We start from the raw sequence: 14,716 nt of genomic DNA on the forward strand, positions 1-14,716 counted from the left end.
TATATCTCCATATCAAATGTCCTTAAGCCAAGCAAAGGCTGGAATGGGTTTGCTATCCCTTTTTCTATTATAAACTGTTTCTTTAGTTACCAGGCTCAACACCCAACCACCCAGTACCAATACCAGTTTCCATTTTTTAAGTTTATCTATAATATCATCCAATTCCAAGGCTGTTATATCCAGGCCGTAATATCCGTTGAAACTTTCTAGTAACTTGACTGCCAGCCTAGGCTGCCTGCAAAATTGAAGCACTTTGTGTTCAAGACCTTCAAGGTAGTATTGATTTTGGCAGGCACAATCCCTGGTATCTGTAATGATGGTCATATCTGCCAATTCAGACATGATTAGCTGCGGTCTGCTATCATTCTTATTGGCGGATGGTAGTCCACCACTTAAGTCTGAACCCCAACCTGAATAGAATACTTTATTCCACTTATTAAAACAGGACTTGATACGCTGTGCTCCCGGTCCTGCACCTCGTTCCTCCAATCTATAGTCCTCAAAAAAACAGGCTAAATTTTCAATTTCACAACTGTCGATCGGATAAATGTAGGCATATGTTTTATATGGTGACAACTTTAGCCCATACTTCTCCTGATGGTTGTAATAGGAGCTAAAGCGGTCAAATCTTATTTTGCTTACACTACCAGGTGGTTCAAGATGATAAATCAACGGAAGCCACTGGGATGTTTCATCATTCCAGGCATCATCCTCCCCCGGTATACCAATAAGGTAATTCCACGACACTTTGATGCCATTTTCTATAGCAAATTTCAGCAAAGCAATATTTCCAACTGCAAAATTACCCTTGTTCATCAGTCTCAACGAATTGTCATTAAGACTTTCAATGCCCGGCTGAATCCAGGTAATGCCAGCTCTTTTCAGAGCCACAACTTGTTGTTCATTTAGATTGGCTTTGGTTTCAAAGAAAAATGTATTTTTTGACGGCTGGGTTTCGGATATGCGGGGTAAAAGCTCTTTAAAATGATTCATATCCAAAATGTTGTCCGAAGCAAAAAACCTGTGCTGCGAATACTTTTCTGACAACACAGCAATCTCATCAATTACTCTGTCTACCGATTTCCTTCTGAACTTAACATTTTTCCCGTTGAGTCCGCAAAAACTACACTTATGCCTTTGACCCCACCAGCATCCCCTTGACGTCTCAAACATTAAAGCAGGCGTTAAGCTTTCCTTACCCGAATATTTTTCAAATTCATCAAAGTAGTCTACATAATCGGGTACGGGGACAAGGTCCAAATCATCTATCGACGCCACAGGACATGTTGTATCGTTATACTTTAATGTATGCACATACTCTCGAGAAAGCATCCCATAGGGCAAATCCTCCTGATTTACAGCAGTTCCGTTGGCCAATATCTTCTCGCAAAAGTCAGGAAAACTCAAGTCTGCTTCACCCGACATGACAAAATCTAGCCAAGGAAAACATCTTAATGTTGTTTGTCCCATAACCCCTTCACAATTTGCCCCTCCCATAATCGTTACAATTTCCGGGTTCAATTCCTTCAGTCTCCTCAGCAGTGCAAGTGAAGAACAGTGCTGTTGAAACATTGAGCTGCAGCCAACGATTTTGGGCTTCATATCCAGTATCCTGGCGGCCGCCTCATTGATAAAAGCGCTGGCTTCTGTTCTCATTTCCTGCATGAATTGGTCAATATTTTTATGTTCACTAAATTTATTTAGGATAATGTCAATAAAATCCTTTTCATGATATGATGATACTGCTAGGGCAAGATATTGGTTATCATCAACGTAAAAGTCGGGAAAAGCGGGCCCTGAAAAAGTCCACTCGGCCAAAAGACTGGCCGGACTTAACAAATGACAAATGATATTATAATTTTTAACACCAATTTTTTCTGCAAACCAAAACTTTGCATAAACTGCCTTGGCATCTATTCCCCTTCCCTTTGCTGCCGAAACCAACTGCCCAATACCTACGGAAGGCATATGCAGTAAATCGTACGGCATTGAAACTATACATACATCCGGCACCTTAATCCCCCTATCCCTTTACTTATATACTTTAAGTAAACCGCCATCCTCTGTGGGTTCAACTTGTCCGACACCTGACAAAATTATCAGCAGCCTGTTTTTGTTGGTCTATCCGATTTTCTAGCTGCTTTTCCTTTAACCTCAGCCGCATCTTCTTTATCACCTCATAGGAACAGCGGTTTTTAATATCACATGTTTGGCAATTAAAACAATCGAGGGATGGATAGTGAAACTTTAGAATTTTGTCGGGTACCCCGGCATGACTAACTACCTGATTCAAAATATCGCGGGCATAAAATTTATTTAAAAAACCCGCAATTTCCTCATGCTTAATGCCCTTTACTAACGCACCAGTATAATCCCTCAGGCAGGCATAATAAGCCCCATGAGCATCTTTAATGTTCTGCATATTCGTTGCAACGTACCGGAATCCCCTATACGCTTCATTAAATCTGCCTAACTTGTAATAACAAGCGGCAAGTAAAAAGTCCCAGGCCAATTGATTGCCGGGAGATTCCGGCCTTAACGGCAATCCGGCACTATACTCTAGGCTATTTTCAAGAACCCAATTGCTTTTATAGGACATATATCTGATCAACTTTTCCACGTCTTCGTCAGAGGCTTCGGGCAGCTTTCTGATAATACTTTTAATAGCATCCGAAGTACGTTTTTCTCTTAACCTCTGGCTACCAAAATTATAAATTTCGCTGTAGCCCGGCACAATTATCTGAAAGCTGTAAAAGCCCAGATATGAAACATCACGGATCATTATTTCATAGCCTTGGTTTACTAATTGGTTAACTACATACTCCAGAAGCTCATTAATGGTTCTCCCAGTATGGTCATCAAAGGGAAAGAATTCATAACTGTACTTTTCATAAAAAAGCTGCTCCGGATACTGTCCCGATGCGACTTTTAGAATATTATGTAAATTATCTGGCCCATCGATATGCTCAAATCCATCAGCAACACGGCACGCTTGAGCTGCAGTTGAAATGTCCCGTCCCTGAAACATCTCTGTAAGGGTTCGCTCCAGAGCAATTTCAAACACCGGATGAGCACCAAATTTTACCACATAAGTGCGAGTATCTAGATTAATCAGGATAGCTGCGATGACTGGCAATTTATTGCCAAGTGAGCAGTCTTTAATGATCAACCTGTAATGCCCCATACTTTGTATTTGCTGTATCATGCTGTAAAGACGTTCATATTTACTCAAATACCACTCAGGTATGGTAGGAGGGGTCAATCTTTCATTTATTATACGTATGTTGGCATGACGTTCAAAAAGTTCTGACAGCCCCTGTAATAACGCTTCTTCGCGGGTATTCCCCGCACATGTCCCGTTACTGCCATAAACCGCCCGCAGGATAGATATCGGCATATAAAGCAATTCTCCGGTCTGCAAGCTGTAAAAGGGGATGGCAACAAAATCATGGCTGCAACCCTTTGGTAGAGAAAAACTCCACTGCTTTAGTAATTCATATTTTCCATCGGCAGGTCCATTAAAGTCGAAAAGCCTTGCCGTCAGTGAGCTGAGCATACCACTGCCTGGCTTAATTTGCTCATCCTTTCGCCTGATTATTTCCAGCAGTCGATCCACCCACGGATTATCCTCTTCTGCCAGTTCCTTGATACTCATAAGTCTTTCATCCGGTGTATAATAAAAACCACCGTGTTTCCAAACATCTTCGCCATAATCACCAGTATAAAGCAGATCATTTTGAATTCTTTCCATTAACTCTGCATACGCACTGGCCAGGGCGAACTCAGGCGTTGCCCCTTTACCGTTTTGGCCTATTTTTGTCCCTGCAATTTCCACTCTCAAGGAATAACACCCGTCAACCTTGGATTCAGTCCACCTATCAATTGTAGAGATCCCTAAGCCATGCAAAATATCCCTGATCTTATGAACTGTATCCAACGGAGGAGTTTCTTTGAACTTGTTTTGTAATAGAAAGCTCATCATACACCTCCGTCATTCAAGATTTCAGCCAGACTCTCCTGTTTTACTGGATTGGCCGCATACCTTTCCTTCAGCACCTTGTAGACTTTCTCGATCTCCTTATAGCAACAGTATTCTCTAGCTTGACAATTTTCGCAATCCCAACAGCTAAATTTGGGGTAAATACGGTCAAATACCTGCTCCGGCTGATGTAACTGGTGGATAACCCCTTGGGCAATCTCCAACGGGTATAGTTGCTGCAGAATAGCCTTTATTTCTTCTTGGCCTAAGCCGGTTGACTTTGCTTTAGTATAATCAGCCATGCAGTTATAATAGCAATATTGATCACTTTCGGTACTGGCATGAATAGCTGCCACCGACCTGAAAACCCGACTGGCCTCATCCCATCTGCCCAGTTTGTACAGGCACACAGCCATAAGAAAATCAACTTCGGCAATGCCTCCGGGCAGTGCTTTAACAAGCGGTCTCCCTATAATCATGTGCATCTGGTTTTCCAACAGTGAATATCTTTTAAAGCGAATATATCTTATAATTCTTGCCAACTCTTCATTTGAAGCTTGGTTTAGATTACCAATAGTTTTGGATACAGCAGTGTATGTTTTAAGTTCCTTAGTCCTTAGTAAGTCTACAGGATACAATTCACTGAATCCAGGAACAATGATCTGATAGCTGGGAAACCCAAGAAATGAAACATCTCTGACCAGCAGGTCATAGCCTTGGTCAACCAGAAGCTTAACCATTCCCTGCAGCATTGTTTTGTTTAACTGCACAGTTTCAACCATATATGGCGTAAATTTATAGCTGAATTTTTCTGAAAGTAATTCCGCTGGATATTGACCTACTCCAACCTTGGCAATATTAACAGCATTTTCCCTATTGTCAAGGAAGCCATCTTCAAAGCCTATACCGCAGCTTTGGATAAAACTCTCAATGTTTTGGCCCTGGAAGGCTTCAGTAATTGTCCTCTCTAGGGCGATCTGGAATGATGGGTGGACTCCGAGCTTCATGCCAAAGGTTCCTTTGCGGCTATCTATGATCATGGTTCCTACCACAGGGTATTTTCCCCCTAAGGAACAATCCTTTACCACAACCTTGTAACGTCCACTTTGTTGAATAGCCTGAAGGATTTTGTATAAGCGGGGATAGTTCATTAGGTAACTCTCTGGTATAGTTGGCGGAGTTATCCGATCTGTAATCAGCTTTTTGTTTACATTACGTTCAATAATTTCCGATAGCCCCTGTACTAGGGCTTCCTCGGGGGTATTACCCGCACACATCCCATTGCTGCCATAAATAGAAGAATACATGTCATACAATAGATATTGGGTGTTTCTTTTTTTAATACTGTAAAAGGGGACTGTAATGGCGCTGGAGGGATGGCCCGGCGGATTAAACACGGTCCAGCTTTTTATGCACTCCAGCTTGTTGCTAGTTTTAATTTCAGGAATGGGACCTATACTCATGGCTAGGACGTGATTCAACAGAGCGTTGTCCATTTCTGCTATTTCATGATAAGAAAAATATCTTTCATCAGGGGCAACCAGAAAGCCCGCATGAGTTATGGCTGTATCACTTAAGCCACCAATATACAGAATCTTATTCTGCATACGTTCAATAAACTCTGCATAAGCACTGGCCATTGCATAAGCCGGATCGGTACCTTTACCATTGGTACCTATGCATGTACCAGCAATTGCAACTCTTAGGGCATGACAACCTTTAATCCCGGTGTCAATCCAGTCGTCAACGGTTAGAATACCCATCCCGTAGAGGATATTTCTGATTTTCTGGACTGTATCTACTGGTAAGGCATCTTTGAACCTGTCATATTTCAAATTATCCATTTATTGTCACTCTTTTGGTAATATTTTTTCTTGTTGTTTTTCTCCTGTCACCAACACATTTGCTCCTCCGTGCCATTCCCAGATCAGGTTTTCTCCGATATTCTGGAGCAGATAGTCTCGCTTGGTAAGCAGAAGACTCAGATACTGGTCACACTCTTCGCTGCTAATATATTTACCTGTCTCCTCAAGCTCCATATAATTCAACAGTTTTTGTCTTTCGGCTTCATACATGCCAATAATATATTCCTGCTTTTCAGTTGCAGCCATAGCCGCATTACTTAGGGAGAAAACCTTGCCGATAGGATACAAACACACGTTGTTCAAACCTGCTTCAGCAAAGAAGTGGGGGATTTCAGATGTAGGTATCCCCCGAGTATAATTTGCCAGAGGATTAATTGACTGGTACATATGCCATACTTTTGTTTCCAACTGAAGTAATTCTTTTTGCCAGGTACACTCAACAGGATAATAGCCCTTATGCCAGGTCTGGTTAACAAAGGACATGGCAGTGATGGATATGATTATTCCTCCAGGTCTGGTTACCCGCATCATCTCAGCTAAGGCCTTTTTCGGGTCTTCTACACTTGTAAAAAAAGTATGACTTACCACCGCATCAAAGCTATTTCCAGAAAAGGGAAGTCCACAGGCATCGCCAACAATAAATTCAAGCCTATCTGCCATATCTTTGTCTTGAGCCGCCAACCTGGCTTGCTGAATAAATAAAGCATCGTTATCGATGCCGGAAATTTTTATGTTTTCTAGACCCTCGGCTAGATAACGGGTAAAACAGCCTGTACCACAGCCTACATCCAACAGTTTCATCCCTTGTCTAATCCCGCAATATTTTATAATTAAAGGCCTTAGGTCTTCACTCAATAATGTTTTTCTTGTCATTTCCATATAAGTAGGGTTTTGAAAATATTTTGACCAGAGCATATTAAAATCCGCCTTATGATATTAAATTAGTAACCATATTGCTACCCGAAGTGGGCAGTTTCGGCTTTCGCCGACTCTGCCCTTCATTCCGGCTTTTTAAATAGGAATACCCCGTCACTATATGGCCGATGCAGCTGCCGGTGCTGCCGCCTGAACAGTAGCGGTAGCAACAGTGACCGTATCACTATCACTCCAGCCACCTGCCACTTGCTCTAGGTCCGTATCGGAAAGTTCGCCCGGGGTTTTCGAAATTGACTCGGACAGCTTTTTCATGGTGGCAGTAAAATCATCAAAGCTTAATCCTTCAACCGTACCTTTAGCAACCTCAAAGGCCTCCTCTGGGCTCTTGCAAGCCTTTAGCTTATCCTGCAATGCCTCATCCTTCCCTAGCTTTTCAACAAAGCTTTTCATTGCCTCTGTCACATCCATAACCCCCTTATTTTTTTATCAACAGACCTTAAAGCTGACTTACCTTTAATTCACTATACAGCAGCTGCAGCCGCAGGTCCTGCTGCACCAATTGTAGCGGCAACAATGGTGGCTGTATCACTATCGCTCCAGCCTCCTGCCACTTGCTCCAGGTCATCATCGGATAGTTCGCCTTGATTTTTCGCAATTGATTCGTTGATCTTCTTCATGGTAGCTGTAAAATCATCAAAGCTTAATCCGTCAACCACGCCTTTAGCAACCTCAAAGGCCTCCTCTGGGCTCTTGCAAGCCTTTAGCTTATCCTGCAAAGCCTCATCCTTTCCTAGCTTTTCAATAAAGCTTTTCATTGACTCCGTCATATCCATAACCCCCTTATTTTTATTATCAACAGACCTTTCGGCCTTTTGACCTGCATGTTAATTATCTCTTTATAACTGATCAAATAAAAAAAATAGCACATACTACAAAATATTATTCTAATTTTCCCGCTCTGGAATTTTCCGGTAAACTTCGTCGGTCACCATAATTAACTCAAAGGGTATTTTAAAACCTATTTTCTCTGCAACCTTGGTATTAAATGCAATTCTTGGTGCAGACTGAAATGTCTGGGTTAATTCTCGAGGTTTGGCCCCCCTAAGACATTTGATTATATTGTCAGCTCCGAAACGACCTACGTTTAATTCATCCATTACTGATACCGTCATCAGTGCCCCATTTTCAACTTCCACATTTCCTAACTGGGAGAAAATTGCTACTTGCTGTTCATAAAAGGGTGTAAATAACTGTGGCAGCTTCTGACTTTCCAGCGAAGCAACAGTAACAAACATTGCATCTACCTGGTTCGCCAGCTTATCATAGGCTTCCTGAACCTCCTGATAGTATCGTTGGTAATCCTCTGGCGTTCTTGGTTCATCAACATAATAACGTACTATTTCAAAGCCTTTTTCTGCCGCAAGGGCTTCAACCTCATTTACCGCAGAGTAAACCCTAGCTATATCTGAATCCTCGTAAACCATACCCATTTTTTTGAATTTTATGACATCGTAGAATACATTGAGCTGGCGCTCAAAGCGATTTATATCCATATGGGCCCACACGTTATCTCGCCCTGAATCTTCCACTGAATCAATAATTCCAGCCCGCACAGCATTAGAGGAGGCAAAGACAAAAATATTGGTATTGTGTCTTTCGTTGCCTAATACAACACCCGCCTCCGTTCCCATCACTACCATAAGATCTAAATCATTCTGCATATTTAAACGTTTAATAATATCTGTATCATTATTACTACTTTTCAAGTTATAAAAGGCATCGTTGACGAATTCAATATATGGACTAACATCCCTGGTGGCCAGCCACTGCCAAATTTTCTTGGCATCATTACTTTTGCTGACCAGATCAAACCCTTCAAGATTGGTGATCCAACCCTGTTCATATAAACCATTTACAATTCCCACCAGAGTTTTAGAGTATGTAATAAACTCCTCACTCTCACAATAACCTACTCGCCACCTGGTGCCCTCTTTGCTGGCAATAGGAGTAAGACCATTGTCTCCCCCTTTGGCATAGGAAAGACTAAGGTTAGTTAAGCCATTATAATTTATAGTTATCAAACTAATTACAATTAAAAAAATTATTACTACCTTTTTCAATTTAGCCCCTCAATTTTTTAGCAAATATTATTTTAATTCCTTCTTCATCCTTGAACTGAGAAAATCCAACATAACCTTGGTCAAATAATTGCTGCTGTTCTTTAAAAGAAGTGTTAGGCACATGAATAACGTTGCTTTTTTCCAATTCTAACGGCTTAATAATATCCTTATACACAATATACCTATCCCATTGATAATACATATTACACAACTTGGCAATATTCAAACCCATTGATGTAACAGTTTTTATGCTAGGATAGTTATAGGGTGAAACTGTTGTAAATAAATATCTGTAATTCTTTTGTGCTCGACTGGCTAACTTTTCTGCCATCTTTTTTTGTAAGTTATTTCCCCGCAAATCGGGGTGAACTATGGACAATTCTAGCTGTGCCACACGAAACAATTCTTCTTCACTGAAATCAAGTTGCCGTGCCATATTATCCACACGATGACCAGGAAACAAAATCGAACATACAGCATATAATTTTTCCCCAATAAACAATCCTAAAGTTTCCCCATTACCACTCATTATCTGATAATGTTCTTCTGGAGATAAAGGCACACAAAAACTTCTGTTTTTCAATAAACCTAACACAAAATCCTGTAAAGCCATTACCTGTGGTATATCATTAATATCAAGAATCCTGATTACGAAGGAGTGAAACCTTAAATCACGATGATTCATTATTTCTCCCTGTTCTATCATTCCGCCACCTCAAAGGTCTAGCAACTTAATCTATTTAAACCATCAACTAGGTCAATTTTTACAAATCATACCGAAGTTGATGGCTATTGCAAGATTTTGTCAAAACACTACAGTGCCACAATAGGATCTTTAATAGAACCAAGCAAAACTCTTCATTCTCACCGGCCTTTTGCCTGGTCAGTTGGTTAAGCTCGTAAGTTGTCATAACTGTTGATTCCATAACTTTTAAATATCCAGAAACTCCTGCCAGGTTCACGAATCAGTTATTAACTAAACATACAGCATTAAACCATTAATTAAAGTAACTACTTTCTTATACACTCAAAACTAAAAGGTATCACACTCTTTTTGCATCTTTTTTGTTAATCAAAAAACACATCAGCTCTAAGTGAAAAATACTTCTTCTAGTTATATGCCAGCTTTTTTTCCTTTTTCATCTGATATTATGTTTATATTTATCCCACCAGCAACCATATCCAGTTCATCGTCTTCCATTTCGCCGTTTTTCTGCATTTTAGATATGACCTTTTTTACCAGTCCCTGGCTTTCCTGGGAATAATCTGCTTTCACTAGCACCTGAGCAAGGAATAATAATTCTTTGTACTCAACATCACCATGCTCGCACTCAAACAGAACGTTTGACTCCCCGAATACAATTTTGTCTATATCTGAAATGAATGACTCCAAGGAATTTTTATCGTTCATTGGTTACACCTCTAATCACAATTTGCTTAATAAATAACCTCATGCTCCTTTAAAACGTCCTTTAATTTTTTTAAGGACCTGAAGATAATTGTTCCGACATTACTTTCTGTTATGTTCATCATCTGGGCAATTTGCCGGTTGGTTAGACAAGCTCCAAATTTAAGGGCGATTATATTTCTCTGCCTGTCATCCAGATACATAATTGCCTTGAAGAGAACTTCTTTTAATTCCTTGTCAATAATCAAGTCCTCCAGCCGGTATTTTGATTCCAGTTTTTCAAAGTCGATTGGCTCTGTATAATGATTATTCTTTCTAAAATAATTAACTACGGTATTGTTAGCTATGGTAAACAGCCACGTACTCAACTTACCTTTATCTGGATTGTATGTATTGAATTTATCCAATGCTTTTTCAAAGACTTCACTAACTAGGTCCTCTGCTGTGTTGATTTCACCCACTCTATAAAGGATGTATTTATAAAGCCTTGGAAAATATGTACTATATATTTCTGAAAAAACATCACGTACATCAGATTGTACTTTTTGCACAGGGGTACTGTTGAAACTCAATTCTAGTGCACCTCTTCTCTTAGGAAGGCTTCCAACCCTTTATTGAGTAATTTTTTCTCCATATCTTCCGCTGCCAACTCAATTAAATTCATCTTAGACATCGCTAACAGCATCTGATATTTTCCCTCACCATGATAGATAATCGGGGCATACTTATTACTAAATGCTTCTAGATTGCGAGCTGCACTATTGATATATAACTTTAATTTCTCAAAAGCTTCAGCCGATAATTCCCTGTTCTTAATATAATTAGCCAGCCTTCCTCCGGTACGAAAAGAGGGGTAATCTTCCAGCCCCATAAAACAAAGAAACCATTGCGCCCTGAAACTGCCTGTTGCAGCAACTAAACCCATATAATCTGCAATCAGCTCATCCAGTAAATCATTGCGGGCTGAGCCCCAAAAACGCAAGGTACAATAGTGCGTGGCCTCATGTTCTCGGCGGATAACTAGGGATAACCGCTGCCATTCATCACTGGTAAGACCCAGCATTACAGCGGGGACATTACTGTATTCATTGCCACTTAGTATTAAGAATGTATCCCTGTAAAACTCTTTATGGGACTTCATCTTTTCAAATTCAAGCTTCCACAATAAATCCGAGTTTTCTTTATAATCATTATCACTATGCCACTTTTCTTTGTACTTATTTACCCTGTCCCAATTGTTATAGCCTTTAATCATACAGGCTCCCATGGAAGGTGGTATCAATACCGGCTCATTCTTATGGGCAAACACACGTACTAAGGTTTCAAAATCACTCCTGTTTCTAATCTGCATTACTGGTATTTTGCCGGCAAGTGTTTGATAAAGATATACTTCAATATTATCGGGCTCTTTCAGTTCAACCTTATTTATTTCAGGACTAGAGGTAACTATCCCGCTCCTAGTTGCCAGTTGGTAATTGGTATTTTGGCTCATTTCTTTTCCTATTGGAAAATTAAGCTGCACCAATCTTTTACGTAACGAAGCGAAAAAACCCTGTTGAGAAATATCACTTATATATTCCTCCCAATCCCTGACAAAAAGTTCATCCGGTAGGGGTATCTCTTCCCAGGACTTATTACTGGTATGTTTGAAATGATTCTCCAGTAGAAATAACAATTGTCCTTGCAATGACCTATCCCCCTTGAAAATATATTAAGCCAGTTGCCTTTTAGCTAACTGAGTAAATACACCGTTTTGTGCAAATAATTCATCGTAGGTACCAGATTCAATTACCCGCCCCTGATCCAAAACTATGATCTTGTTGCATTCGGCAATTGTACTTAATCTGTGGGCTATGACTACTCGCGTAGCATCTAATTTGTATAAGCTTTCACTTACGATCCTTTGGGTTTTATTATCCAGGGCACTGGTAGCTTCATCAAAATAAACAATCTTAGGCTTGGAAATAATAGCACGGGCAATTAAAAGCCGCTGTTTTTGTCCTCCGGATAGTGTGCCGCCACTCTCACTGACCATGGTGTGCATACCCATGGGCATACTTTTGATGTCTTCTTCCATACCGGCCATGCGGGCCGCTATCCAGGCATCATCAATGGTTAAGCCAGGGTTTGCTCCAATGATGTTATCAAATATACTCCCAGACATTAATTGCCCGCCCTGGAGAACCACACCCAATTGACGGCGAATGGCCCGTATATCAACATTTTCCAGGTCCTGTTGATCGTAATAAACCTGTCCGGATTCCGGCTTCTCAAAGCCCAATAGTATCCTAAACAAGGTAGATTTCCCGCTGCCTGATGGCCCTACAATTCCCACATAATCCCCTTGTTTTATCTCCAGTGAAACATCATCTAATATCAAAGGACCATCTTTGTCATAGCGGAAATTGACATGGCTAACCTCTATATTACCCTGAAGTTCTCCGGGATCTGCTTTTTCTAGGTCAAACTCGGGCAGGTTTACCAGAATAGGTTTGGTTCTTTCATATAACGGCTTGATAATATTAAGCTGTAACACAACGTTAGATATTTCCAGCATAGAACTTAGAAATTTTGAAAAGGCTGAGTTAAAAGCGATAAATTTACCTGCAGCTAAGTCTATATTTTGCATTTTTATAAGGGCATAGAAAATTATCCCCGTTGCGATAACATTTACAGTAGAATTAAAAACAACTAAACTATTGCCTAGGGTTTCCTTACTATAAGTAATATCCCTAACCTGACTAAATTGTTGGGACCAATTATGAAAAGCCCTCTTTTCAGCTCCCGATGTTTTTATTTTGCTTACTCCACTGAGTAAATTAAAAATTTTTCCCGAAAGTTTGTTTCTTAAATCTACTAATTGGCGCTCATGGCGGATTTGTAAGTAGCCGAATAAAAGGGATACAGCCATAACGAATGTAACAATACCCAAGCAAATTAAGGCCAGTTTCCAGCTGTAATAAAACAATAGAAAAAGATAAAAAATTGAAAAAATACTTGAAATAACCGTGTTGGCAACAGCACCAGATAGAATTGCCCTGATCTGGGTTATACCCATAGCCCGCTCAGCTAGTTCACCAGCGGTGAAATCCTTAAAAAAGGGTACGGGGAGGCTCAATAACCTATCCCAGATAGCCGCCTGCAAATCAGACTCTGTTCTCCCTTCAATGCGGTGCATAGCAAAAGCTCGAGTCAGATTAAAGGCAAAAGTAGTTGCCGCAATTGACATGAGTAAAAAACCAATTTGGGTCAACAGTACCTTTTCACCATCAGGAATAACGCTGTCAAAAATTTCACCCGTTACCACGGGTGTCAACAATCCTAACAATCCACCTAGAATACCCATGGTAAAAATAATTGTAAGATCCCTTTTCCATATTCCACCAGCCAAAAATTTAAGCAATTCACTGTAACCGATCACCTTTGGGGGAAGGGGACGATAAAAGGTATAAGCATGGGGTTTAAGAGAACCAGCCACACTGTCATCTACAACAAGCTTGGTCTCATTAGAAGGATCATATAACTCGTACTTTGTCGGTGAAAGTGGTAATAGTGCAACTGGTCGCCCATCTTCCTCTTTGTATACTAGCAAGGCACCGTTATCTTCTTTCCACCATTGATCTTTTAGAATAATTTGTCTTATCCTAATTTGAGACGACCTAGCTATATCACCCAATAGGTCCTTTGATACTGCGTTTCCTTTTCTTAGCTCGTTAGAAGGTACAATCTTAATATTCTTGGCCCTGCCCACCGCCACACAAGACCTAAACAGCAAGTTATCAACCAGAGATTCTTGCTCACCCGCATCAGGTCCCTTTTGCCGATTCATTGAGTTTACGAGCTTGAGCAACCCAGCACTCATGAAGTAATCATCTTTTTCTTTTTTTACTTTATTTCTTAAAAGCTCTTCATTTTTTTCAGAAATATATAGCTCCACAACTTGATTAAAAGCTGTTTTATTAAATTCAACAATGGCATCTAGTATGGAGTTTAGTCCAGCATCCGGGTCAAACTGTAGTTCTTCCTTAATCCCAGTATTGACCCAATTTATGGCCCAGTTTGCCAATAAATCCGTTATTATTTTTATATCTTCACCAACAGTCAATTTATACAACTGCTGTAATTCAGTTTCTAATAAGGCGGTTCCCGTGCGCCCTACAGCCAGTAACCCGTATTGTCCATCATCCCTAAGTATAGGTTGACTCCCCAAAAGGATGCTCCCATTTTCACAGGTAAATAAGTATTTTCTGCGACCAGTTGTTTGACCGGCTGAAACTCTGGTAACAAATATATCAACTTGCCCATCCTTAACCAGCCACATTTTACCGGTATCCAGGATTAAAGGGTTGTTGCCCTCTGCCCTTATCTCGTTAAAATCCAAGTCCAATAAAAAGTCCACGGTCCAACCCCCATTTACTCCAATACTACAGGTTGTATCTAATTTCTCTCTGAACTTTTAAAAAATCTC

The 14,716-nt window shown here is 40.3% G+C and carries 12 protein-coding genes; all 12 read right to left on the reverse strand.

Annotation, left to right across the window (positions count from 1 at the left end; genetic code table 11):
- Positions 1 to 12: 12 nt before the first annotated feature.
- Positions 13 to 2,013 (reverse strand): RiPP maturation radical SAM C-methyltransferase, encoded by a 2,001-nt coding sequence (locus ACYQ03_RS15100; RefSeq protein WP_459910749.1) that lies wholly within the window; start codon positions 2,011 to 2,013, stop codon positions 13 to 15.
- A gap of 58 nt (positions 2,014 to 2,071) precedes the next feature.
- Entirely contained in the window at positions 2,072 to 3,979 is a 1,908-nt protein-coding gene (locus tag ACYQ03_RS15105; protein ID WP_459910750.1) for a YcaO-like family protein, read from the reverse strand.
- Positions 3,979 to 5,823 carry a YcaO-like family protein gene (locus ACYQ03_RS15110; protein ID WP_459910751.1) on the reverse strand — a complete coding sequence of 615 codons (1,845 nt, stop codon included), beginning with the start codon at positions 5,821 to 5,823 and terminating at the stop codon, positions 3,979 to 3,981. Before ACYQ03_RS15110 ends, ACYQ03_RS15105 begins: the two co-directional genes overlap by 1 nt.
- Positions 5,824 to 5,829: 6 nt before the next feature.
- Positions 5,830 to 6,759, reverse strand: coding sequence for a class I SAM-dependent methyltransferase (locus ACYQ03_RS15115; protein ID WP_459910752.1), 930 nt, complete (start codon positions 6,757 to 6,759; stop codon positions 5,830 to 5,832).
- 117 nt (positions 6,760 to 6,876) lie between these two features.
- Entirely contained in the window at positions 6,877 to 7,182 is a 306-nt protein-coding gene (locus ACYQ03_RS15120; RefSeq protein WP_459910753.1) for a Nif11-like leader peptide family RiPP precursor, read from the reverse strand.
- Between the two features lie 59 nt (positions 7,183 to 7,241).
- Positions 7,242 to 7,547 (reverse strand): Nif11-like leader peptide family RiPP precursor, encoded by a 306-nt coding sequence (locus ACYQ03_RS15125; RefSeq protein WP_459910754.1) that lies wholly within the window; start codon positions 7,545 to 7,547, stop codon positions 7,242 to 7,244.
- A 117-nt stretch (positions 7,548 to 7,664) separates the two neighbouring features.
- A complete protein-coding gene (locus ACYQ03_RS15130) occupies positions 7,665 to 8,840 on the reverse strand; it encodes an ABC transporter substrate-binding protein (RefSeq protein ID WP_459910755.1) in 1,176 nt (391 codons plus the stop codon).
- 1 nt (position 8,841) lies between these two features.
- The gene (locus tag ACYQ03_RS15135) at positions 8,842 to 9,546 is read right to left on the reverse strand and encodes a GNAT family N-acetyltransferase (protein ID WP_459910756.1); all 705 of its coding nucleotides are present in this window, start codon (positions 9,544 to 9,546) and stop codon (positions 8,842 to 8,844) included.
- Between the two features lie 408 nt (positions 9,547 to 9,954).
- Positions 9,955 to 10,251 carry a hypothetical protein gene (locus tag ACYQ03_RS15140; protein WP_459910757.1) on the reverse strand — a complete coding sequence of 99 codons (297 nt, stop codon included), beginning with the start codon at positions 10,249 to 10,251 and terminating at the stop codon, positions 9,955 to 9,957.
- Positions 10,252 to 10,277: 26 nt separating this feature from the next.
- Positions 10,278 to 10,820 carry an RNA polymerase sigma factor gene (locus ACYQ03_RS15145; protein WP_459910758.1) on the reverse strand — a complete coding sequence of 181 codons (543 nt, stop codon included), beginning with the start codon at positions 10,818 to 10,820 and terminating at the stop codon, positions 10,278 to 10,280.
- A gap of 2 nt (positions 10,821 to 10,822) precedes the next feature.
- Positions 10,823 to 11,935, reverse strand: coding sequence for a DUF7005 family protein (locus tag ACYQ03_RS15150; protein ID WP_459910759.1), 1,113 nt, complete (start codon positions 11,933 to 11,935; stop codon positions 10,823 to 10,825).
- Positions 11,936 to 11,959: 24 nt separating this feature from the next.
- Positions 11,960 to 14,647: an NHLP bacteriocin export ABC transporter permease/ATPase subunit gene (locus ACYQ03_RS15155; RefSeq protein ID WP_459910760.1), complete on the reverse strand. Its 2,688-nt coding sequence runs from the start codon at positions 14,645 to 14,647 to the stop codon at positions 11,960 to 11,962.
- Positions 14,648 to 14,716: the final 69 nt, after the last annotated feature.

Source organism: Desulfotomaculum defluvii (assembly GCF_054657375.1).

Coding starts and splice junctions, on each gene's coding strand:
- ACYQ03_RS15105 (WP_459910750.1), bottom strand. CDS start 3,979: ATGAGCTTTCTATTACAAAACAAGTTCAAAGAAACTCCTCCGTTGGAT.
- ACYQ03_RS15110 (WP_459910751.1), bottom strand. CDS start 5,823: ATGGATAATTTGAAATATGACAGGTTCAAAGATGCCTTACCAGTAGAT.
- ACYQ03_RS15115 (WP_459910752.1), bottom strand. CDS start 6,759: ATGCTCTGGTCAAAATATTTTCAAAACCCTACTTATATGGAAATGACA.
- ACYQ03_RS15125 (WP_459910754.1), bottom strand. CDS start 7,547: ATGACGGAGTCAATGAAAAGCTTTATTGAAAAGCTAGGAAAGGATGAG.
- ACYQ03_RS15135 (WP_459910756.1), bottom strand. CDS start 9,546: ATGATAGAACAGGGAGAAATAATGAATCATCGTGATTTAAGGTTTCAC.
- ACYQ03_RS15140 (WP_459910757.1), bottom strand. CDS start 10,251: ATGAACGATAAAAATTCCTTGGAGTCATTCATTTCAGATATAGACAAA.